The sequence below is a fragment of the Acidovorax sp. KKS102 genome, assembly GCF_000302535.1.
Classification (GTDB): domain Bacteria; phylum Pseudomonadota; class Gammaproteobacteria; order Burkholderiales; family Burkholderiaceae_C; genus Acidovorax.
The window spans coordinates 512,971-532,173 of record NC_018708.1; the positions used below are offsets into that span (position 1 = coordinate 512,971).

The 19,203-nt window shown below is 67.4% G+C and carries 18 protein-coding genes; 11 read left to right on the top strand and 7 right to left on the bottom strand.

What is annotated here, in order from left to right:
- Positions 1-37 precede the first annotated feature (37 nt).
- The 4 genes from C380_RS02360 to C380_RS02375 all read left to right on the top strand — a co-directional run bounded on the left by C380_RS02360 (position 38) and on the right by C380_RS02375 (position 3,122).
- Positions 38-715, top strand: a complete 678-nt coding sequence (locus tag C380_RS02360; RefSeq protein WP_015012286.1) for a nitroreductase — start codon at positions 38-40, stop codon at positions 713-715.
- A gap of 46 nt (positions 716-761) precedes the next feature.
- The gene (locus tag C380_RS02365; RefSeq protein WP_015012287.1) at positions 762-1,175 is read left to right on the top strand and encodes a hypothetical protein; all 414 of its coding nucleotides are present in this window, start codon (positions 762-764) and stop codon (positions 1,173-1,175) included.
- A 20-nt stretch (positions 1,176-1,195) separates the two neighbouring features.
- Positions 1,196-1,780, top strand: coding sequence for a hemerythrin domain-containing protein (locus tag C380_RS02370; protein ID WP_015012288.1), 585 nt, complete (start codon positions 1,196-1,198; stop codon positions 1,778-1,780).
- Positions 1,781-2,039: 259 nt separating this feature from the next.
- A complete protein-coding gene (locus tag C380_RS02375) occupies positions 2,040-3,122 on the top strand; it encodes an AbrB family transcriptional regulator (protein WP_015012289.1) in 1,083 nt (360 codons plus the stop codon).
- A 27-nt stretch (positions 3,123-3,149) separates the two neighbouring features.
- Here C380_RS02375 and C380_RS02380 read toward each other — a convergent pair whose 3' ends face one another.
- The 3 genes from C380_RS02380 to C380_RS02390 form a co-directional block, all read right to left on the bottom strand.
- On the bottom strand, positions 3,150-3,449 hold the full coding sequence (locus tag C380_RS02380; RefSeq protein ID WP_015012290.1) for a DUF3567 domain-containing protein: 300 nt from the start codon (positions 3,447-3,449) through the stop codon (positions 3,150-3,152).
- 469 nt (positions 3,450-3,918) lie between these two features.
- Positions 3,919-5,094, bottom strand: coding sequence for a DUF3108 domain-containing protein (locus C380_RS02385; protein WP_015012291.1), 1,176 nt, complete (start codon positions 5,092-5,094; stop codon positions 3,919-3,921).
- Between the two features lie 23 nt (positions 5,095-5,117).
- Positions 5,118-5,900: an IclR family transcriptional regulator gene (locus tag C380_RS02390; protein ID WP_015012292.1), complete on the bottom strand. Its 783-nt coding sequence runs from the start codon at positions 5,898-5,900 to the stop codon at positions 5,118-5,120.
- 267 nt (positions 5,901-6,167) lie between these two features.
- Between C380_RS02390 and C380_RS02395 the strand changes: the two genes are divergently transcribed.
- Both C380_RS02395 and C380_RS02400 read left to right on the top strand, forming a co-directional pair.
- Positions 6,168-7,178, top strand: coding sequence for a fumarylacetoacetate hydrolase family protein (locus C380_RS02395; protein ID WP_015012293.1), 1,011 nt, complete (start codon positions 6,168-6,170; stop codon positions 7,176-7,178).
- 96 nt (positions 7,179-7,274) lie between these two features.
- On the top strand, positions 7,275-8,252 hold the full coding sequence (locus tag C380_RS02400; protein ID WP_015012294.1) for a tripartite tricarboxylate transporter substrate binding protein: 978 nt from the start codon (positions 7,275-7,277) through the stop codon (positions 8,250-8,252).
- Positions 8,253-8,372: 120 nt separating this feature from the next.
- On the opposite strand, the gene C380_RS02405 is transcribed toward C380_RS02400, so the two are convergent.
- Both C380_RS02405 and C380_RS02410 read right to left on the bottom strand, forming a co-directional pair.
- Positions 8,373-8,786, bottom strand: coding sequence for a VOC family protein (locus C380_RS02405; RefSeq protein ID WP_015012295.1), 414 nt, complete (start codon positions 8,784-8,786; stop codon positions 8,373-8,375).
- 128 nt (positions 8,787-8,914) lie between these two features.
- Positions 8,915-9,937, bottom strand: coding sequence for a zinc-binding alcohol dehydrogenase family protein (locus C380_RS02410; RefSeq protein ID WP_015012296.1), 1,023 nt, complete (start codon positions 9,935-9,937; stop codon positions 8,915-8,917).
- A gap of 131 nt (positions 9,938-10,068) precedes the next feature.
- On the opposite strand from C380_RS02410, the gene C380_RS02415 reads away from it, so the two are divergent.
- From C380_RS02415 to C380_RS02430, 4 genes are all read left to right on the top strand, one after another.
- On the top strand, positions 10,069-10,986 hold the full coding sequence (locus C380_RS02415) for a LysR family transcriptional regulator (RefSeq protein ID WP_015012297.1): 918 nt from the start codon (positions 10,069-10,071) through the stop codon (positions 10,984-10,986).
- A 203-nt stretch (positions 10,987-11,189) separates the two neighbouring features.
- Positions 11,190-12,353 carry an iron-containing alcohol dehydrogenase gene (locus C380_RS02420; protein WP_015012298.1) on the top strand — a complete coding sequence of 388 codons (1,164 nt, stop codon included), beginning with the start codon at positions 11,190-11,192 and terminating at the stop codon, positions 12,351-12,353.
- Positions 12,354-12,525: 172 nt separating this feature from the next.
- Positions 12,526-13,608, top strand: a complete 1,083-nt coding sequence (locus C380_RS02425; protein WP_238544065.1) for a hypothetical protein — start codon at positions 12,526-12,528, stop codon at positions 13,606-13,608.
- 142 nt (positions 13,609-13,750) lie between these two features.
- Positions 13,751-14,431: a type 1 glutamine amidotransferase domain-containing protein gene (locus C380_RS02430; RefSeq protein WP_015012300.1), complete on the top strand. Its 681-nt coding sequence runs from the start codon at positions 13,751-13,753 to the stop codon at positions 14,429-14,431.
- A gap of 146 nt (positions 14,432-14,577) precedes the next feature.
- Here the strand turns inward: C380_RS02430 and C380_RS02435 are convergent, their stop codons facing one another.
- Entirely contained in the window at positions 14,578-16,698 is a 2,121-nt protein-coding gene (locus tag C380_RS02435) for a molybdopterin-dependent oxidoreductase (RefSeq protein ID WP_015012301.1), read from the bottom strand.
- Between the two features lie 136 nt (positions 16,699-16,834).
- Here C380_RS02435 and C380_RS02440 point away from each other — a divergent pair, with 136 nt between their 5' ends.
- Positions 16,835-17,983: an ABC transporter substrate-binding protein gene (locus C380_RS02440; protein ID WP_015012302.1), complete on the top strand. Its 1,149-nt coding sequence runs from the start codon at positions 16,835-16,837 to the stop codon at positions 17,981-17,983.
- Between the two features lie 46 nt (positions 17,984-18,029).
- On the opposite strand, the gene argE is transcribed toward C380_RS02440, so the two are convergent.
- Positions 18,030-19,190, bottom strand: coding sequence for an acetylornithine deacetylase (gene argE / locus C380_RS02445; RefSeq protein WP_015012303.1), 1,161 nt, complete (start codon positions 19,188-19,190; stop codon positions 18,030-18,032).
- Positions 19,191-19,203: the final 13 nt, after the last annotated feature.

Here is a 19,203-nt window from a genome sequence, read left to right on the forward strand (position 1 = left end):
TTGTTGTTGACGCGGTAAGCATTCCGAGGATTTCCCCATGTCTGTGATTCCCTGGCCGTTGAACCCTTCGTCCCGTGCGCAGCCGGCTGCGGCGCGGGCCAGTGCGCCGGACGATGTGGCCGGGCTGGCGGCAGCGCTGATCCAGTCGCGCCAGACCATCCTGCCCAAGCGCCTGGGCGGCCCTGGCCCCAGCGCGTCCGAGCTGGCGCAGATCCTCCAGGCCGCAGCCCATGCGCCAGACCATGGACAGCTATTGCCCTGGCGCTTCATCCTCGTACCGCAGGCCGCGCGCCCGCCGCTGGCCGATGTGTTTGCGCAAGCCCTGCTGGAGCGCGACCCTGCTGCGACCGCTGAGCAGGCCGAGCAGGCGCGCGAGAAGGCGTTTCGATCCCCGGTGTTACTGCTGGCCGTGGTGGATGCGGAGCGGGGCGACGCCGAGATCGATCTGGCCGAGCGCACCGTCTCTGCGGGCTGCGCTGTGCAGAACATGCTGCTGATGGCGACGGCGCAGGGCTACGGCTCCGCGCTGACCAGCGGCAAGGCGCTGAAGGCGCCCAGCCTGCGGGCCTTGTTCCAGCTGGCGGCCTCCGAGCAGGCCCTGTGCTTCATCAGCATTGGCACCGTGCTGTCGCGCAAGGCGGTGCGTGCACGCCCGGCGGCCAGTGCCTATGTGAGCACGCTGGATGCCGAGCGGGGCGTGTTGCCCGGTTTTTGAGGCGCGCTGGTGGGCCCCAACCTTTCATTGATTGCGAGACCTTTGCATGGATATTTCCAGTTTTGACGACCTGCTGCAGGCTGCACGCATGCAGCCCGAGCCACAGCGCCTGCTGTTCGTCTTCGCGGCGGTGGAACTGCCCGACGACGCCACCCCGGCGCAGCGTGCGCGCTACGAGGCCGGCCAGGGCGGTGCCCTGGTGCCGCTGATGTGTGTGGACAAGACGCCGCAGGAGCTGGCATCGTTTGACGCGCTGGTGGCCGAGGCCCGCCAGTTCACCGCCCCAGGCCACGACTGGGCCATCGTGTTTGCGGCGGCGATGTCCGGCACGCTGAACAAGCCGCCCACCAGTGCCGACGCCGAGGCGCCCTTGCAGCGCATGGTGGATGCCATCAAGGGCGGTGCGCATGGGGCGTTCATTCCGTTCGACCGCCGGGGCCACCCTGTGCGGTTTGGCTGAATCGGGCCATGACACGCGCCATGACACCGGCTTCCGTACCTGCGTCCGCACCCGCATCTGCTGCAGCGCCACGGCATCTGCCTGGCTTCAGCGCGCCTGCCGTGGGCTTTGAGCAGCCTTTTGCCATGCTGGAGGCTTGCCACGAGCGCGTGCAGCGCACGCTGGGGTTGCTGGGTCGCTTGCGGGAGCATGTGCGAAAGCAAGGGGTGGACGACGATGCCCGCCAGGCCGCGCGCGATGTGCTTCGGTACTTTGACATCGCGGCGCCGCTGCACCACCAGGACGAAGAGCTGCATGTGTTCCCCCTGTTGTTGGCCCAGGCCACGCCCGAGGTCCAGGCGCTGGTCACCCGCCTTCAGCAGGACCACGTGGCCATGACCGCCGACTGGGCGGCGGCCCGCGCCGGGCTGCAAGCCTTGCTGGACGAAAACGCGACCGGCTTCACGCCCCAGGACGAGGCCGCGCTGGACCGTTTTGCCATGCGGTATGACGCCCACATCGCCGCCGAAGAAGGCATGGCCTACCCCGCCGCTGCCGCTTTGCTGCCGCCTGCCGCCCTGGAGGTGATGGGGCGTGAGATGGCAGCGCGGCGGGGTGCTGCCTGATTGCTATTAAAAATATAGCTGCTTGGGCATATTCGACTAGCGCATCAGGCCGCTGGGGCTGAAATTTTGCTGTTTGCCACCCGTCAGGGCGCCTGAGCACCCGGTGCAAGGTGGCCGTTGCCCGGTGGCGATGCCTGCCGTTCCGTCTGGGCAGCGCCTGCACGGCGGCCAGGGCGGTAGGTCGCGCGATACTGCGGGGTTGCGCGCGCCTCCCGCCGCGCCCGTCTGTCCGCCTGCCTGCCTGCCTGTCGTTCTCCGTATGCGCCCCCTTTTCATTGTTCGCACCGTGGCCACCCTGGCCCTGGCATGGGCCGCTGCTGCTGCCTGTGTGGCCCTGCAGACCCCGCTGCCCTGGATGATCGGCCCGCTGTTGGCCACCTCCGTCGTGTCGATGGCCGGCGGCCCCACCGAAAGCTGGGGCCCGCTGCGCAATGCCGGGCAATGGACCATTGGCGCCGCCCTGGGCCTGTATTTCACGCCCCAGGTGGTGGCGCTGATTGGGGGGCTGTGGTGGGCCATCGTGCTGGGCATTGTGTGGGCGCTGTTCCTGGGCTGGCTGTTTGGCGCCTGGCTCTACCGCGTGCACGCGCCGCGCATGCACGGGGTTCCGGCACCGATGCTGCGCGCCACCAGCTACTTTGCCGGCGCGATTGGTGCGGCGTCCGAGATGACCTTGTTGTCCGAGCGCGAAAACGCGCGCACCGACCTGGTGGCCGCCAGCCACAGCCTGCGGCTGCTCATCGTCACGGTGACCATTCCGTTTGCGCTGCAGTTCAGCGGCCTGCACGGCCTTGATATCCTGCCGCCCACGCTGCGGGTGGTGAACTGGCCGGGGCTGGCGCTGATGGCGCTGCTGACCGGGGCCGGGGCGCTGCTGATGGACCGGCTGGGCCGCGCCAACCCGTGGTTCATGGGGGCGATGCTCGTGTCCATGGGCCTGACCATGGCGGGCCAAAGCCTGTCGGCGGTGCCCCAGGGCATGGTTAACGCCGCGCAGCTCGTGATCGGGGTGAGCCTGGGTGTGCGGTTTCGCGCGGAGTTCTTGCACACCGCGCCGCGTTGGCTGGCGTCGGTGGCGCTGGGCACCGTGGGGCTGATGGGCGTGTGCGCCCTGTTCGCCGGTGCCCTGGCCTGGGCCACGGGGCTGCCCTGGGTCACCTTGTTGCTGGGCACCTCGCCCGGCGGCATCACCGAGATGGCCATCACGGCCAAAGTGCTTCAACTGGGCGTACCGGTAGTGACGGCGTTCCAGGTGTGCCGACTGATTGCGGTGCTGATGCTGGTGGACCCGCTGTACCGGCGGATCTATCCGTCCAGCGCACCCGAAGGTGCGCTGGGCTGAGTTAACGCGCGGGCCTCGGACGTGGCGTCAGTGCACCACCACCGGGTGTTGTGCCAGGCCCGCGTAGCGGTCCAGCGCGTCTTCCACTTCTTCCTGGGTCGGGGTTTCGCGCTGCCAGGCCAGGATCTGCTCCTGGAACATCTCGGCCCAGGAGCCGTCCAGGTACACCTCCTTGCCGGAGCGCTTGTCCACGATCTCGAAGCCGTGGCGTGCAAGCTGGGGAACGGCGGGGGCAGTGTCGTTGAGCGCCTGGGTGCTCTTTTTCTCCACGGCGTCGGGCAGCATATGGACCACCACGAAGGATTCTGAGTCGTAGAGCATGTGCATCGTGTTCCCCTTGTCGATATAAACGTCAGATGACAGCGGGTGCGCAGAGTTCAAGGGCTTAGAACCTGTTCAAAGTCTTTTTGGAGATTGCATTGGAGTGCAATCGGGATGAGTGAACGCTTCGGATGCGCCGCATGGGCTCGTGCCCATGCAAGCAGCCGGGGCGTCCAATCGCCCGATTTCACTCCAACCCTTCGGGCAAGTCCCTTGCCGGGCGGTCTGCGGCGTTGCGGCGCTTGTGGATAGCAGGGCTATCGACTGCGCCCCGCGCCTTGCATCCCATCCCGGCAAGGGACTTGTGCAACTCAAAAAAGACTTTGAACAGGTTCTTGGGTAAACCACGGTTTTTGTCCCCTGCTGCGTTGCAGTATTTCATGAAAAACGGGGCACGCCAGGTTCGTGGGGCTTTTTTGCCCGGATGGCGCTTGGGCGCAACACTCCGTGCAGCGCAAGCGATCGCAGGCAATGCTCAGGGCGGGCCGCTGGCACGCAGCAGCAGGTCGGCGAAATCGCCGTTGGCCTGGGTGAGCTTGATGCGCACGGGCAGGTAGCCCAGCCCCGGGGCCACCCAGAGTTCGGCCTTCTGGTCGTAGTCCTTGCGGGGCAGGCGCAGCAGCTTGAGGGCGGGCGTGGGCCCGGCGGGCAGGTCCAGGGTTTCGGGGCCTTCCACGGTGAAGGTCCAGCGGTCGGCACTGCGGGCGCTCACCGTGGTCAGCGTGATCTGGGTGCCAGGCACAAATCGGCCCGGGTCTGCGGCCAGCATCGCGCCCAGCTGGATGAACAGGCTCAGGCGGTCCTGCACGCCGGGGCCTGCCGCCGCGTCGGGCGTGTTGGCGCTGAAGGTGACGCGGCCCTTGGCGTAGTCAAAATGCGCGGCCTGCTCGCTGCGGGATTTGTCGGAGAACTTCTCGGGCAGCAGTCCTTGCTCCGTGACCGTGCCGACGCTGCGCTGCGTGCGTGTGCCCACCAGAAAGGCGCTGATCTCCTGGCGCGCCTCGTAGCGGTTGCCGTCGTGCTGCCACAGCAGCTCGGCCCGGGCGCTGTAGGCGAACTTTTTGGCCTGGCCGCTCACATCAAACGTGAGGCGTGTGGGGGCGGGTATGCGCACGGGCGGTGGTGGGGTGCTGGCGCTGCGGCCGGTACCTCCGGGCGGGCGGATGTCCACGCCCGTGCCGGTTTGGGTGTCCTCGGTGGCCGGCTCTGCAGGGGCGGCTGGAGCCGATGCTGCATGGGCGGCTGGAGCCGAGGCTGCAGGTGCGGGCACCGGAGCGGCGTCGTTGGCAGGCGCCTCAGGGGTTGCGCTGGCCACGGTGGTTGCTGCGCCAGTGTCTGCAGGCGCCTCGGCCTCTGCGACGGGAGCCGCTGTCGGTGCGGGTTCGGGACGGTCCTGGGCTGCAGGGGCTGGGGGGCGCTTGGGGGAAGGCGCCTTTTTGCGGGGCGGAGGTTGCGGTGCGGCAACCGGCACGGCAGTCACGCCGGGAGGTGCAACGGTTGGTGGGGGCGGCGCGGGTGCGATGCTGCGTGTGCTGAACACTTGGCGGGACGGCTGCGCGGGGCTGTCCCAGGCCAGGGGCACGCCGCTGAGCACCAGCCAGTGCAGGGCCAGCACCAGGGCCGTGATGAAAACCAGCGCGCGCCGTGGCATCTTGTCCGTGCGTGGCGGGGCCGTCAGGCGCTGCCCGCGCCCAGGTCGCTGGACAGCTGGGCCGCCGCCGCGCGCAGCGGTGCATCAATGGCGCCGCCCCACTCGGGGTCGAAGGTGGCGATGGAGCCCAGCGTGGTGATGCCCAGCTCCAGGTGGCCGTCGGCGTCGAACACCGGGGCGCAGAAAGCGACGATGCCGGGCAGCAGCGTGTCCACCACGCGGGCGGCGCCGCGCTCGCGCACCTCGGCCAGCAGGGTATTCACTTCGGCCATGGTGGCGGGTAGGTCGGTGCGGCGCATCTTCACGGCGCGGGCCAGTTCTTCTTTCAGCAGCGGCGCCACCACCTCGGGCGACATGAAGGCCGCAAAACACCGGCCCGTGGCCGACGACAGCAGCGGCATCACGTCGCCCAGGCGCAGGTTGGCGGTGACGGCCTGGGGCGATTCCTCCCAGTGCACGATGGTGGGGCCATGGTTGCCCCACACGGCCAGTGCCAGCGTGTGGCCGATGGTTTCCATCAGTGCCGGCATGCGCTCGCGGGCCAGGCGCACGCCATCGAGCCGCGTCAGCGACGCCAGCCCCAGCTTGAGTGCGGCCGGGCCCAGGTCATAGCGCGCGGTGCGCGGGTCTTGCGTGACCAGGCCCAGACGCTGAAAGCTCACCAGATACCGGTGCGCCTTGGCCGCGCTCATGCCCGCCGAGGCGGCCACATCCTTGAGCATCAGCGGCCCGCGCGAGCGGGTCAGCCCCTCCAGCAGGGCAAAACCCACCTCGACCGATTGAATTCCTGCACGTTCTTTGTCCATGTGCACTAAAATTTGCGAGTTTTGTTTAGTTAAATCAATTTACCCAAGCGTAATTATCGCTAGGGGTGGCCTGCATAACCCTCGCGGGTTGGTGGTAGTGTGGATCGGGATGGGCCGCAAGGCATCTTTTTGCAGCCAATAGCCCAGCTATTGGCAAGAAAAGCAACGCAGCGGACCGCCCGAGCCTCGCTATCACCGACCGCAGGGAGTTATGCAGGCCATCCGTAGGGTGCCCATCAACCCTTCTGAGACAAAGGTCCTGCCACCATGAAACTCGCTACCTACAAAGACGGCTCGCGCGACGGCCAACTGGTTGTCGTCTCCCGCGACCTGGGCACGGCCCATTATGCGACCGGCATTGCCAGCAAGATGCAGCAGGTGCTGGACGACTGGGGCTTCCTGTCGCCCCAGCTGCAGGACCTGTACGACCAGCTCAACAGCGGCCGCGCACGCCACGCTTTCCCCTTCGACCCGGCCCAATGCATGGCACCGCTGCCCCGCGCCTACCAGTGGGCTGACGGGTCTGCGTACATCAACCACGTCGAACTGGTGCGGAAAGCGCGCAACTCCGAAGTGCCCGAAAGCTTCTATACCGACCCGCTGATGTACCAGGGCGGCAGCGACGACTTCATCGGCCCCTGCGACGACGTGGTAGTGCCCAGCGAGGCGATGGGCATCGATTTCGAGGCCGAGATCGCCGTCATCACCGGCGACGTGAAGATGGGCACCAATGCCGACCAGGCGCTGGACGGCATCCGCCTGGTGATGATTGCCAACGACGTGAGCCTGCGCAACCTGATCCCGGCCGAGCTGGCCAAGGGCTTTGGCTTCTTCCAGAGCAAGCCCGCCACCGCCTTCGGCCCCGTGGCCGTCACACTGGACGAGCTGGGCGACGCCTGGGACCACGGCCGCGTCAACCTCACCGTGCAGTCCACCTGGAACGGCCGCAAGGTCGGCATGTGCGACGCGGGGCCTGAAATGACCTTCCACTTCGGCCAGCTCATTGCCCACATCGCCAAGACGCGCAACGTGCGCGCCGGCTCCATCGTGGGCAGCGGCACCGTCAGCAACAAAGGCGTGGAGCAGAACGGCCGCATGGAATGGCCCAAGGGCTACAGCTGCATCGCCGAAAAACGCTGCATCGAAACCATCCAGGACGGCAAGCCCAGCACCGAGTTCATGAAGTTCGGCGACACCATCCGCATCGAGGTGAAGGGCAAAGACGGCGCTAGCATCTTCGGTGCCATCGACCAGACCATTGCCGCACCGGCCGCCTGAGGCCGCGCAGCGCAAAATCTGAATAAAACCGGCTGCATGCGCTAGTTGAATATGCGCTAGCAGCTATCAAATTCATAGTATCAAGGAGACAACCCCATGCAACGCCGTACCCTCTTGTCCGCCCTGGCCGCCGCAGGCGCCACCACCGCCGCGCCCTGGGCCGCCGCCCAGTCCGCCTGGCCCGACCAGCCCCTGCGCTGGGTGGTGCCGTACCCCGCCGGTGGCGGCACCGACGTGCTGGCCCGCACCGTGGCCGAGGCCATGCGCCAGACCCTGGGTCAGCAGATCGTGGTGGACAACCGCCCCGGCGCGTCCACCAACATCGGCGGCCAGATGGTGGCCACCGCCAAGCCCGACGGCAACACCTTCATGTCGGCCGACAACGCCATCCTGGCCTACAACGAACACCTGTTCACCAAGCTGCCGTTCAACCCCGAAAAGGACTTCACCTACGTGGGCGGCATCAGCCGCTTTCCGCTGGCACTGGTGGTGAACCCTGCGTTTGAAGCCAAGACGGTGAAAGAGTTTCTGGCCTACGCGCGCGCCAACCCCGGCAAGCTCAACTACGCCTCGCCGGGCAATGGCTCGCCACACCATCTGGCAATGGAGATGTTCAAGAACCGCACCAAGACCTTCCTCACCCACATCCCCTACCGTGGCGCCGCGCCCGCGCTGCAGGATGTGATGGGTGGCCAGGTGCCCTGCATGTTCCTGGACCTGGCCGCCGGCCTGCCCGTGATCACCTCGGGCAAGGTGCGAGCGCTGGCCATCGGCTCGGCCAAGCGCGTGGCCGCATTGCCCGACGTGCCCACGCTGGCCGAAGCCGGTGTGCCCAACACTGAGGTGTTCGCGTTCCAGGGCATCCTGGCGCCCGCCGGTCTGCCCGCTGCCATCACCACACGTTTGAACACCGACCTGAACAAGGCGCTCCTCAACCCCGCCGTGGTCAAGCGCATGGCCGACTTTGGGATGGAAGCCCTGCCCGGCACGCCCGAGCAGTTCCGCGCCATGGCACGCGCCGAGTCCAAGCGCTGGGGCGAGATCATCAAGGCGGCGGGTGTGAAACTCGACTGACCCCCTGAGCGGCTGCGCCGCTTCCCCCCACGGGGACGCACCCGGTGGCCTGGCAAAGCCAGTTCCACGGGGCGCACTCGCCTGGCGACGCGCCCTCTGCGGAGGGTGCAGCGGTGTTTCTTACTCCGGCATGTGGCACACCGCTTCGATGTTGTTGCCCTCGGGGTCGATGACAAACGCGCCGTAGTAGTGCGCGTGGTAGTCGGGCCGCAGGCCCGGGGCTCCGTTGTCTTTGCCCCCGGCTTCCATGGCGGCGCGGTAGAAGGCATCGACCTGGGCCCGCGTGGTGGCCCGCCACGCCAGGTGGCAGCCCGTGGTGGCGGGCGGCCCGCCGTAGGGCGAGGGGCCGTCGATGAACCATACATCGGCCTTCTTACCGTCGGGCTCGGACGGCGCCGGGTAGGCAAAGCCCAGCATGTTCGAGCCGTAATTGCCTTCAAAACACAGGCTGTAGCCCAAAGGCGCGAGGGCGGCGGTGTAGAACGCCTTGGTGCGCGCGATGTCGGTGACGCGGAAGGTCATGTGGTCCAGCATGGGAGGTCTCCTCGGGTTATGAGCCCCGTTTTATACCTGAATAACTGTTTATAAATACAGTATTTTTCAACCCGATACACAACCCATCGCGCTGATCATGCGGCGCACCCTGCGGGGCCCGCAATGCTTCAGGCCCACCCCTCCAGCACCAGCTTGCCCCGCGCCTTGCCGCTCTCGATGAGCGCATGTGCGCGCTTGAGATTCTCGGCATTGATGGTGCCAAAGCGTTGGTCCAGCGTGGTGCGGATCAGCCCGGCGTCCACCAGCTGCGCTACCTCGGTCAGCAGGCGGTGCTGGCCGATCATGTCGGCGGTGCCGAACAACGCACGCGTGAACATCAGCTCCCAGTGCACCGACACCGACTTGCGCTTGAACTTCGTCACGTCGAGCGACACCGGGTCGTCGATCAGCGCGAACTGGCCCTGGGGCGCAATGGCCTCAACGATCTGGTCGAAGTGCGCGTCGGTCTGTGTCAGGCTGACGATGATGTCCACCGTGGGGTGGCCGATGCGCGCCAGCTCCTCAGTGAGCGGCTGGCTGTGGTCGATGACGTGGTGGGCGCCCAGGTCGCGCACCCACTGCTGCGTTTCGGGGCGCGATGCGGTGCCGATGATCGTGAGGCTGGTCAGCCGCGCCGCCAGCTGCGTGAGGATGGAGCCCACGCCGCCGCTCGCGCCGATGATGAGCAGGGTCTTGTTCGTGGGCTGCTTGCCGGGGGCCACACGCAGGCGGTCAAACAGCAGCTCCCACGCGGTGATGGTGGTCAGCGGCAGCGCGGCGGCTTCGGCAAAGTCCAGCGACTTCGGCGCATGGCCCACGATGCGTTCATCCACCAGGTGCAGTTCGCTGTTGGTGCCGGGGCGGGCGATGGAGCCTGCGTACCAGACGCGGTCGCCGGGCTGGAACAGCGTCACCTCGGGCCCCACGGCGCGCACGACGCCGCTGGCGTCCCAGCCCAGCACCTTGTAGTCGGGGCCGTCACCGCTGCGTGAGCTGCTTTTGCGCACCTTGGTGTCTACGGGGTTCACTGAGACGGCATGCACTTCCACCAACAGATCGTGGCTCGTGGCCACCGGGTCGGGCAGGGTGATGTCGAGCAGCGACTCGGGGTGGTCGATGGGGTGAGCGGTTTGGTAGCCAACGGCTTTCATGGGGAGGTCCTGATTGTCAAAGAAGGGTGCCCCGATGATGGGTTTTGCGAAATTGTTTTTAAATGGGGTGCTGATTGAATCCATCTTCAATCATTGTTTGTAAATAAACCCCTCCGCACTCAAGGCACGCCATGAAAAGCCTGCAAGACCTCGACATCTTTGTGCGCACCGTGGACAGCGGCAGCCTCTCGGCCACGGCGCGTGCGCTGGACCTCACGCCCGCCGCCGCGAGCGCCGCGCTCAAGCGGCTGGAGGCCGAGCTGGGCGTGGCGTTGTTCGTGCGCTCTACGCGCAGCCTGCGGCTCACGCAGGAGGGCGCGCTGTTCCTGGAGCATTGCCGCCCCGCGCTGGCGGCGCTGCAGCAGGTGCAAGGCCAGCTGGCAGGCGGGCGCGCCGGTGGCTTGCGCGGCACGCTGCAACTGGCCGCGCCGTCGGACTTGGGGCGCAATGTGCTGCTGCCCTGGCTCGATGCCTTCCAGGCCGAGCACCCGGCCATCGATATCCGCCTGCAGCTGGCTGACCGCGTGGCCAACGTCTACAGCGAGCCGGTGGACGCCGCCTTCCGCTACGGCAAGCCGCAGGATTCGAGCCTGGTCGCACTGCCGCTGGCCGCCGACCACCGGCGTGTGCTCTGCGCGGCGCCCGCCTACCTGGCTGCACACGGCATGCCCGGCACGCCCCACGCACTGGCCGCGCACGAGGGCCTGTGCTTCATGCTGGGCGAGGACGTGCACGACCGCTGGCGCTTCTGGGACGCCGCTGGTCAGGAGGTCGTGGTGCGCGTGCGCAGCCGCAACGTGGCCAACGATGGCGATGTGGTGCGCCGCTGGGCCGTGCTGGGCCGGGGCATTGCGTACAAGTCGTACTTTGATGTGGCTGATGATCTGGCCGCCGGGCGGCTGGTGCCGCTGTGCCCTGGCTGGACCACCGAGGCCGTGCCGCTCTTTCTGGTTGCCCCCAGCCGCCGCCAGTTCACGCCGCTGGTGCGGGCACTGCGCGACTTCGTGGCCGGTCGCCTGCAGGCGCTCATGGATCGGGCGCCACGCTGAGCGCTAGCAGCAACCGCAACCGCAAGCGCTGCGCCGACCTGCCGCACGAGGCTCTGCCAGCAGCAGGGCTATCGCACACGCGACCGGCGCCGCCCACCCGTGCGCCGCACAATCGCGCCCTTGCTGCCGCCACCGAGCGCGGCGCTCCTTGCGCAGCCAAGTGCCCGGTGCTGCGGCAACGCCATTGACGGAGAAAGACGATCATGCTGAATTTCGACTTCCACAACCCCACCCACATCGCCTTCGGCCAGGGCCGCATTGCCGACCTGGCCAAGCTCGTGCCCGCTGCCGCCAAGGTGTTGATCCTGGTGGGCGGTGCCAGCGCCGAAAAGACCGGCACCCTGGCCGAGGTGCGCGCCGCGCTGGGCGATCGCCAGCACGCCACCTTCAGCGGCATCGAGCCCAACCCGAGCTACGAAACCTCCATGAAGGCCGTGGCGCAGATCCGCGAAGGCGGGTTTGACTTTCTACTGGCCGTGGGCGGTGGCTCGGTGATCGACGCCACCAAATTCATCGCTGCCGCCGTGCGTTTTGAGGGCGCCGACCCCTGGGCCATCCTCGAAAAGCACGGCCGCAACATCCAGGGGGCGATGCCATTCGGCTCGGTGCTCACGCTGCCCGCCACGGGCTCGGAGATGAACAACGGCGGCGTCATCACCCACCGCGGCAAGGGCGCCAAGCTGTCGTTTGGCAGCGTGCACACCTACCCGGTGTTCTCGGTGCTTGACCCCACCAAGACCTATACCCTGCCGCCGCAGCAACTGGCCAACGGCGTGGTAGATGCGTTTGTGCACACGGTGGAGCAGTACCTCACCTACCCGGTCAACGCGCCCGTGCAGGACCGATTTGCCGAAGGCATCCTGCAAACACTGATCGAAGTGGGCCCGCGCCTGCTGACCGCCCCTGAGCCCGTGTATGACGACCGTGCCAACCTCATGTGGGCCGCCACCATGGCGCTCAACGGCCTGATTGGCGCGGGCGTGCCGCAGGACTGGGCCACGCACATGATCGGCCACGAGCTGACGGCCCTGCACGGCATCGACCACGCGCGCACCCTGGCCATCGTGCTGCCCGCGCTGCTGAACGAGCGCCGGGTGGCCAAGCGCGCCAAGCTGCTGCAGTACGGCGAGCGCGTGTGGGGCATCACCACCGGGACCGACGACGAGCGCATCACCGCCGCCATCGAGCGCACGCGCGACTTCTTTGAAAGCATGGGCATCGCCACGCGCCTGTCGGGCTACGGCCTGGGCGGCGACACGGTGACCGCCGTGGTGGCGCAGCTCGAAGCGCATGGCATGGTGACCCTGGGCGAACAGCGCGAGATCACACCCGCCGTGAGCCGCCGCATCCTCGAAGCCGCTCTGTAATCGGCTGCGGGCTGTCGGGGCGAGGGGCGGGGCGCACATGCGCTCGCCCCTTCCACAGCGCATTTCGCGCCACACAGCCGCGTTTCGTCGCAGGGCGCTGGAGCCCGCCGGTTGCGCCACCTACAGTGCCGTCAAGCCGCCTCTCCGGGTGGCATTTGACGAAAGGCGCACCGTGACCCTCATCCTCCTCCTGGCCCTCCGCTCTGCATGGCGCACGGCCCGTGCCCCGCTGCTGACGGCTTTTGTAGCACTGCTGGCCTGGGCCACGCCGGCATCGGCCCAGTATGCCGGGCTGCGCACCCTGGTGGTCCCGGGCGTCGAGCCGGTGACCGTGGCGCTGTTCTACCCCACGCCGGTAGTGGCACGCACCCTGACGATGGGCCCCTGGCGGCCCGTGGTCACGCCCGGCGCACCGGTGGCGGCCGTGCCCCTCAAGGGTCTGATCCTCATCTCGCACGGCACCGGCGGCCATGAACTGGGCCACCACAACCTGGCCACACGCCTGGCGGCCGACGGCTATCTGGTGGCCGCGCTGCGCCACCCGGGCGACAACTGGGAAGATCGGTCGATGATCACCTCGGGCCGCTACTTCAGCGAACGCCCCCGCCAGGTGAGCCGCGTGCTGGATTCCCTGCTGGCCAGCCCCGAGTGGGGCCCCCGCATTCCGGCCGGCCGCATTGGCGCCGTGGGGCACTCGGCAGGTGGCTACACCGTGCTGGCCCTGGCTGGCGCGCAGGCCGAACCGGCCCGTGCGGCAGAGCACTGCCGCAACGTGTCGGACGACCCGGGCTTTTGCAGCCTGGGCAAGCTCCCGAGCCGCCCCCAGTCAGGCCAGGCCGCACCAGCCGTTGCCGCTGCGGTGACTGCGCAGGGCCCTGCCGCCGAGCAGGACGGCCCGCTGGTCTCCGTGGCAGACCCCCGCATCCGTGCCGTGGTGGCCATGGCACCCATGGCCGTGGTGTTCACACCGGGCAGCCTGAAGGCCATCAGCGTGCCCGTGCGGCTCATGGTGGCCGAGCGCGATGCCGTGCTCGCGGGCAAGTACCACGGCGCTTATGTGGCGGCTAATTTGCCTGCTGCACAGGCCAGCACGGTGCCGGGCGCGGGCCACTTTGCCTTCATGGCCCAGTCCGTCTGGCCGCTGGCGTCCGAGGCGGGAGACGCCGCGGCCAACCCCGAGAGCTTTGACCGCGTGGCCTACCACGCCACGCTGGAGAACGAGGTGGCGGAGTTTCTGGAGCGGCAGCTGCGTTGAAGGGCGAACGGCGCGGCACGCACGGCAGTGCCGTGCTGTAAGCCAATGCCGCAAACCTGCCCGCATCGCGGGACAAGATGCGCGATGGCTGCTACGGTGGTGGTTTGGTTTTCCGATCCACCCCCTACAGAAAGCGACCTCCATGGCACACATCCTCATGGTTCTCACGTCCCACGACCAACTGGGCGATACCGGCAAAAAGACGGGCTTCTGGCTGGAAGAGTTTGCCGCCCCGTACTACGTGTTCAAGGACGCTGGCGCGCAGATCACCCTGGCATCGCCCCACGGCGGCCAGCCGCCGCTGGACCCCAAGAGCGACGACGAAAACGCCCAGACCGATGCCACGCGCCGTTTCAAGGCCGATGCCGAAGCGCAAAAGCAGCTGGCCAGCACCGTGCCTTTGTCCAGCGTGAAGGCCGGGGACTTTGACGCCGTGTTCTACCCCGGCGGCCACGGCCCGCTGTGGGACCTGGCCGAAGACGCGCAGTCCATCGCCCTCATCGAAAAGACCTTTGCTGCAGGCAAGCCGCTGGCGCTGGTGTGCCACGCACCGGGCGTGCTGCGCCACACCAGGGCGCCCGACGGGTCGCCGCTGGTCAAGGGCAAAAAGGTCACGGGGTTTACCAACAGCGAAGAAGACGGGGTGCAGTTGACAAAGATCGTGCCCTTCCTGGTGGAGGACATGCTCAAAGCCAACGGCGGCGTGTATTCCAAAGGCCCCGACTGGGCGCCCTATGTGTTGACCGACGGCACGCTGGTCACGGGGCAGAACCCGGCATCGTCCGAGCAGGGGGCGCACGCGTTGCTGAAGCTGTTGGGGTAACGGACCGCGAAGGAGCCCTGCACAGCCGCAGATCCTGCGCAGAACGGGTGTTTGCGCAGGTTAAGGGTCAAAATGGCTGCAAGCGCCAGCGCATATTGCGCAAGCAGCTATTGAATAGATAGCAATCCGAGCGTCTCACGCTGCCCTTAGGCCGTGGTGCTGGCGTGGGCGCCGGCGTCCATGTCGGCATCGGCGGCGCCTGCGGCCTCCACTTCCACTAAGCAGTCGTAAAACGTGGGCGCACGACCCAGGTCGGTCAGGGCCTGGCTGGTCACCTCGTTCACGTTGGTGCCGTTCAGCCCCAGCTTGCGCCACCAGATGCCCAGGCCGTTGACCACGCCCGGCCGCGCGCGGCGGGACACGGTGGCGTGGCACAGGTAGCTGCCCCGGTCGTTGAACACGCGCACCACGGCGTCGTTGGCAATGCCGCGCGCTTCGGCGTCGTCGGGGTGGATCTCCAGCACGGGGCGGCCCTCGATGTTGCGCAGGCTCTGCACATTCACGAAGGTGGAGTTCAAGAAGTTGCGCGCGGGCGGCGAGATCATCGCCAGCGGGTAGCGGGTGTTGGTGCCCTGCAGTTCGTAGTTGGGCAGGTGGTCGGGCAGGCCGTCCAGTCCCTGCGCGGCCAGGCGGGCGCTGTAGAACTCGCACTTGCCCGAAGGCGATGGGAAGTTGCCCTCGGCAAACGGCGCATCGGGCAGCGCCAGCGTGGCAAAGCCCTGGCTTTCGAGCAGTGCGTAGTCCACGGCGTCGCCAAAGGCCTGGCGGCACAGCGCCTCATCAGTGTCGGCAAAACACGGCTCGGTGAAGCCCATGCGCGCGGCCAGGTCGCGGAAGATCTGCGCATTGCTGCGCGCCTGGCCCTGCGGCGCAATGGCGGGGCGGTTGAGCAGCACGTCGGTGTGGCCGTAGCTCAGGTGGATGTCCCAGTGCTCCAGCTGCGTGGTGGCGGGCAGGATGTAGTCGGCGTAGTCGGCCGTGTCGGTTTTGAAATGCTCCAGCACCACGGTGAACAAATCCTCGCGCGCAAAGCCCTGCACCACCTTGCTGGAGTCCGGCGCCACGGCCACGGGGTTGCTGTTGTAGACCACGATGGCCTCGACCTTCGGGCCGAACGTGGGCGAGGCCTCGCGCAGCAGGTCGTCGCCAATGGTGGACATGTTGATGGTGCGCGGCGTCTTGGCGGGCATCAGGTCGGGCCGCTGCAGCACGCCGCGCTGCGCGGGGAACTGGCCCGAGCTGGACAGCAGCACGCCGCCCGCGCGGTGGCGCCAGGCGCCCGTGAGCGCAGGCAGGCAGGCCACGGCGCGCACCGCATTGCCGCCGCCGCGCACGCGCTGCATGCCGTAGTTCAGGCGGATGGCGGCGGGCTTCGTCGTGCCGTAGTCCTTGGCCAGCTGGCGGATCTGCTCCACCGGAATGTCGCAGACCTCGGCCGCGCGCTCGGGCGGCCACTGCAGTGCGCGCTCGCGCAGCTGGTCCCAGCCCAGCGTGTGGCGGGCGATGTAGTCGTGGTCGAGCCAGTCGTTCTGGATCAGCTCGTGCATCAGCGCCAGGGCCAGCGCCGCGTCGGTGCCGGGGCGCAGGGCAATGTGCTCGTGGCACTTGTCAGCCGTCTCGCTTTTGCGCGGGTCGATGCACACCAGCTTGGCGCCATTGCGCTTGGCCTGTTGCGCGTAGCGCCAGAAATGCAGGTTGCTGCCGATGGAGTTGCTGCCCCAGATCAGGATGAGCTGCGACTCGGCAAAAAACTCCACTTTCATGCCCACCTTGCCGCCCAGGGTCTGCGTGAGCGCCTCGGCACCGGCGGATGCGCAGATGGTGCGGTCGAGCTGCGAGGCGCCCAGCTTGTGGAAGAAGCGCCGGTCCATGCTCTCGCCCTGCACCATGCCCATGGTGCCCGCGTAGCTGTAGGGCAGGACGGCCTCGGGCGCGCGCGCGGCGATGGACTGCAGGCGCTGGGCAATGTCAGCCAGGGCTTCGTCCCAGGTCGCGGGGGCGAACTGACCGCTGCCTTTGGGGCCGATGCGCTTGAGCGGCGTGAGCACGCGCTCAGGGTGGTAGCTGCGCTCGGTGTACTTGCTCACCTTGGCGCACAGCGCGCCGTCGGTGTGGCGGTGGTCGGGGTTGCCCTGCACGCGGGTGGCTACGCCATGTTCGTCCACGGTGGTGAGCAGGGCGCAGGTGTCGGGGCAGTCGTGGGGGCAGGCGCCGCGCACCTGAATCAGTGCCGATGGAGGGGATTTAGCGTCAGAAGGCGTGGGCATTCGGGGGCTGGATCGTTAAACTGGCTGTCAGGGTTGGAACAGGCGTGCATATGGGCCCCTGTTTCCACGGGGCTGCCTACCGGCAGTGCAGAGGGGGATGCCCCTTCTTTCTTCTTACAAGAGCAGAGATTTCACCATGAACCAGACAGTATTGGGGCGCAGGCAGTTTTCGGTGGGCATGGGGGCCGTGGCGCTGGGCGGGTTCGGCCTGGCGCGTGCGCAGGGAGAGGGGCGCATCGTGCTGGGGCAGTCGGCGGCCTTCACCGGGCCGGCGGCCCAGCTGGGCGTGCAGTTCAACCAGGGTGCCAAACTCTTTTTTGACCAGCTCAACGCCCAGGGCGGCGTGGGCAAGCGCATGGTGGAGATCCGCACCATGGACGACGGCTACGAGCCCGACCGCTGCGCCGAGAACACCCGCAAGCTGATTGCCGACGAGGTGTTTGCCCTGTTTGGCTACATCGGCACCCCCACCAGCCTGGCCGCGCTGCCGCTGTTCACCAAAGAGAAGGTGCCGTTTTTTGGCCCCTTCACCGGCGCTGAGGCGCTGCGCCAGCCGTTCAACCGGCTGATCTTCCATGTGCGCGCGTCCTACTACGACGAAACCGCGCTCATCGTGCGCCAGCTCACCAACCTGGGGCTCAAGAAGATCGCGGTGTTCTACCAGAACGACGCCTACGGCAAGGCGGGGCTCGATGGCGTGACCCGTGCGCTGGCCGAGCTGAAGCTGGCCCCCGTAGCGACCGCCACCGTGGAGCGCAATTCCACCGACGTGAAAGCGGCCGTGGACAAGCTGGTGCCCGCCACGCCCGATGCGGTGGTGCAGATTGCCGCCTACGCCGGCAGCGCTGCCTTTGTGCGCGCGGCGCGCAAGGCGGGTTTTGGCGGCACGTTCTACAACGTGTCATTTGTGGGCACGCAGGCGCTGGCCGACGAGTTGGGCAAGGACGGTGCGGGCGTGGTGGTGTCGCAGGTGGTGCCCTCGCCTTACCAGCCCTCGCGCCAGATCACGCGCGAGTTTCTGGAGGCCATCAAGAAGGGCGGCGACAAGGTGCAGCCCAACTACTCCAGCATGGAGGGATACCTGGCTGCGCGCGTCTTTACGGAGGGCCTGCGCCAAGCCCAGGCGGGCGGCAAAGTCACCCGCGAGAGCTTCATCACCGGCACCGAGGCCATCGGCAATCAGGTGATCTCGGGCTTTCCGGTCTCGTTCAGCGCCACCAGCCATGCGGCGTCGAAGTTTGTCGAGATGTCGATGCTGACCGGGGACGGCCGGGTGAGGACCTGATCTCTGTTGGGCGGGGGCACGCGCAGGCCCCGCAGCCCTGAAGCGATCAGCCCAGCGTGCGCGTTCGCGCCAGCCCCTGCATGAACGCTTCGCAGCGTCCCAGCTGTTCTAGGCTCACGTATTCATCCGGCTGGTGCGCCTGCTGGATGCTGCCGGGGCCGCACACTACGGTGGAGATGCCTGCGTTCTTGAACAGGCCCGCCTCGGTGCCAAAGGCCACCAGCGTGGTGCTCTTTTCGCCCGACAGCTCTTGCGCCAGGCGCGTCACCGGGTCGTCCTTGCTGCCCAGGAAGCTCGGGATTTCGCAGATGGTTTCGAATTCGAAACCCGCTGCCGGCGCCACCTTCTTCATGGCGGGCTCCAGCGATTTGGCGTAGGCCACCACTTCTGACTGCATCTGCGCGGCGTTGGCCGTGGGCAGGTCGCGGAACTCGTAGCGGAACTCGGCGTCGCGCGGCACCACGTTGTCGGCGATGCCGCCGTGGAACTGGCCCACACTGCTGGTGGAAAACGGCACGTCAAAGCCCTCGAAGCGGGGCTCGCTCTTTTCAAAGTCTTCCGCCATGTCGCGCACCCGGCCCACCACGCGGGCGGCCATCTCGATGGCGTTGACCGAATGCGGCGTGAGGGAGGAATGCGCCTCCTTGCCGCGCACGCAGCACTTGTAGCGGTACACGCCCTTGTGCGCGATGGCGGGGATCATGCTGGTGGGCTCGCCCACGATGCAGGCCAGGGGCTGGATGTTGGCATCGCGCAGGTCGGCGATGAGTTCCTTCACGCCAAAGCAGCCAATCTCTTCCTCGTAGCTGAACGCATAGTGAAGGGCAAACGGCGCATCGCTGTTCAGGAACTGCTCGGCCTGCGACACGGCCACGCCGATGAAGGCCTTCATGTCGGCACTGCCGCGCCCGTACAGGTTGCCGTCCTTGACCAGCGCACTCAGCGGGTCCATGGTCCAGTCCTGCCCATCCCACGGCACCGTGTCGGTGTGGCCCGAGAGGATGATGCCCGCGGGCTTGCCCTCGCCCAGCGTGGCGAACAGGTTGGCCTTGGTCTTGTCTTCGTTGAAGGTCAGGCGGCTTTTCACGCCCAGCCGGGCCAGGTGGTCGCGGATGAAATGGATCAGCTCCAGGTTGGAGTGGTGGCTGACGGTGTTCATGCGCACCAGGGTTTGCGCAAGTTCGAGGGCGTGCGGGGAGAGTGTCATGTTGCAGTGCAAA

Bases quoted from the DNA above. Each gene is read 5' to 3' on its own strand.
- C380_RS02440 (WP_015012302.1), top strand. From the start codon at position 16,835: ATGAACCAGACAGTATTGGGGCGCAGGCAGTTTTCGGTGGGCATGGGG.
- C380_RS02370 (WP_015012288.1), top strand. From the start codon at position 1,196: ATGACACCGGCTTCCGTACCTGCGTCCGCACCCGCATCTGCTGCAGCG.
- C380_RS02420 (WP_015012298.1), top strand. From the start codon at position 11,190: ATGCTGAATTTCGACTTCCACAACCCCACCCACATCGCCTTCGGCCAG.
- C380_RS02385 (WP_015012291.1), bottom strand. From the start codon at position 5,094: ATGCCACGGCGCGCGCTGGTTTTCATCACGGCCCTGGTGCTGGCCCTG.
- C380_RS02360 (WP_015012286.1), top strand. From the start codon at position 38: ATGTCTGTGATTCCCTGGCCGTTGAACCCTTCGTCCCGTGCGCAGCCG.
- C380_RS02415 (WP_015012297.1), top strand. From the start codon at position 10,069: ATGAAAAGCCTGCAAGACCTCGACATCTTTGTGCGCACCGTGGACAGC.
- C380_RS02365 (WP_015012287.1), top strand. From the start codon at position 762: ATGGATATTTCCAGTTTTGACGACCTGCTGCAGGCTGCACGCATGCAG.
- C380_RS02400 (WP_015012294.1), top strand. From the start codon at position 7,275: ATGCAACGCCGTACCCTCTTGTCCGCCCTGGCCGCCGCAGGCGCCACC.
- C380_RS02430 (WP_015012300.1), top strand. From the start codon at position 13,751: ATGGCACACATCCTCATGGTTCTCACGTCCCACGACCAACTGGGCGAT.
- C380_RS02375 (WP_015012289.1), top strand. From the start codon at position 2,040: ATGCGCCCCCTTTTCATTGTTCGCACCGTGGCCACCCTGGCCCTGGCA.
- C380_RS02435 (WP_015012301.1), bottom strand. From the start codon at position 16,698: ATGCCCACGCCTTCTGACGCTAAATCCCCTCCATCGGCACTGATTCAG.
- C380_RS02405 (WP_015012295.1), bottom strand. From the start codon at position 8,786: ATGCTGGACCACATGACCTTCCGCGTCACCGACATCGCGCGCACCAAG.
- C380_RS02395 (WP_015012293.1), top strand. From the start codon at position 6,168: ATGAAACTCGCTACCTACAAAGACGGCTCGCGCGACGGCCAACTGGTT.
- C380_RS02410 (WP_015012296.1), bottom strand. From the start codon at position 9,937: ATGAAAGCCGTTGGCTACCAAACCGCTCACCCCATCGACCACCCCGAG.
- C380_RS02380 (WP_015012290.1), bottom strand. From the start codon at position 3,449: ATGCACATGCTCTACGACTCAGAATCCTTCGTGGTGGTCCATATGCTG.
- argE (WP_015012303.1), bottom strand. From the start codon at position 19,190: ATGACACTCTCCCCGCACGCCCTCGAACTTGCGCAAACCCTGGTGCGC.
- C380_RS02390 (WP_015012292.1), bottom strand. From the start codon at position 5,900: ATGGACAAAGAACGTGCAGGAATTCAATCGGTCGAGGTGGGTTTTGCC.